Annotated in this window: 2 protein-coding genes; both read left to right on the forward strand. The window is 47.3% G+C overall.

Going from position 1 to position 1,568, the window contains the following annotated elements; translation table 11 throughout:
- Positions 1–245 (forward strand): IS66 family insertion sequence element accessory protein TnpB (gene tnpB / locus UF06_RS03660; protein WP_045569232.1); only part of this gene is annotated, 245 nt, incomplete at its 5' end.
- Positions 246–304: 59 nt separating this feature from the next.
- The coding region (locus tag UF06_RS03665; RefSeq protein ID WP_045569233.1) for an IS66 family transposase at positions 305–1,568 on the forward strand (1,264 nt) is incomplete at its 3' end.

The following is a 1,568-nucleotide window of genomic DNA, read 5'->3' on the forward strand; positions in this document are numbered from 1 at the left end:
CCTTGGGCAGCGGCGCACTGTTCCTGTTCACCAACAAACAGCGCGACAAAATCAAAGTGTTGTACTGGGATAAAACAGGCTTTGCTCTTTGGTATAAGCGCCTTGAAAAAGCCAAGTACAAGTGGCCATCAAAAGAGCAAAATGAGGTGTTTACCCTAACTCAATTCGAGCTTGATAGACTGCTTTCTGGCTTCACGATTATCGGCCATAAACCCGTTAGAATAAACGATTTTACAATGACTTAAGCGATAATAAAGTCTTATCCACCAAGCATTAACGGCATGATTTTAGTATCATCAATGCCATGAAAAAGACGCCAAATATCAACCCAGAAAGCCAAGATGTTGCCGAGCTACAAGCGATGGTGAAAGCACTGTTGGCGTCAGAAAACCAATTGAAACAAGAGCGCCAATCGCTGCTTGAACAACTCAAACTTGCCTTCGACCGTCAGTTCGCTAAACGCTCGGAGGCGTTAAAGCCTTACAATGAATCACAAGGTGACCTCTTCAACGAAGCGGAATGTGAAGCCGCTAAGGAAGAAGAGGTTGAAGTTGTCACAACGACCATCACAACGAAGAAACGCGGTAAACGTCAGCCACTGCCAAAGACCTTGCCTCGTGAGGTTATCGAACTCGATTTAGACGACGATGAAAAGCAGTGCGCTTGCTGCCAACATAGTCTGCATAAAATCGGTGAAGACCGTAGCGAGAAACTTGAGTTCACACCTGCGGTACTTAAAGTGTTGGAATATGTTCGTCCTAAATATGCTTGCCGCCAATGCGAGCAAACTCAGGACAACAGCCGCATTGTTCAAAAGCCAGCGCCGCAAAGCATTATCCCGAAGAGCTTCGCCACAGAAAGCTTGTTGACCAATATCATCCTCGGCAAATACCAATATGCGATGCCACTTTACCGTCAAGAATCCCTGTTTACCCAGTCGGGTATCGAACTCTCACGAACCACCATGGCAAGGTGGATTATCCAAGTCAGTGAGAAGTTCGCTCCACTTTACGCGGCCTTAAAAACGCACCTACTTGAGCAAGTGGTGATTCAGGCGGATGAAACGCCGCTCAATGTCCTCAAAGAAGATAAACAGTGTTATATGTGGCTTTACTGCTCGGGCGCAGACTCGCCAGATGCCGCCCTCCCTAATGTGAGAAATATCGTCTTGTACGACTATCAAAACAGTCGAGCTAGGGCGTGCCCTGTTGCCTTCTTGGGGGATTACAGTGGTTATCTACAAACCGATGGCTATGGTGTTTATGATGGGCTTCATCTCGTCACCAATGTCGGTTGCTTCGCGCATGCTCGGCGCAAGTTCATGGAGGCGAAGAAGCTTCAAGGCAAAGGCAAGTCAGGTAAAGCGGATAAAGCGCTGGCCAAAATCCAGAAGCTTTATGGAATAGAATCACGCTTAAAAGGTGAGTCTGCGGAAAAACGAAAAGCAGAGCGCCAAGAGCATGCTAAGCCGATACTGGATGAGCTTTATGAATGGATGACAACTCAGAAAGTGCTTGAGTCTAGCCCGCTGGGTAAAGCGATAAAATACACGCTCGGCCAATGGCCGA

Source organism: Vibrio sp. S234-5 (assembly GCF_000960595.1).
In the GTDB taxonomy this organism is placed as follows: Bacteria; Pseudomonadota; Gammaproteobacteria; order Enterobacterales; family Vibrionaceae; genus Vibrio.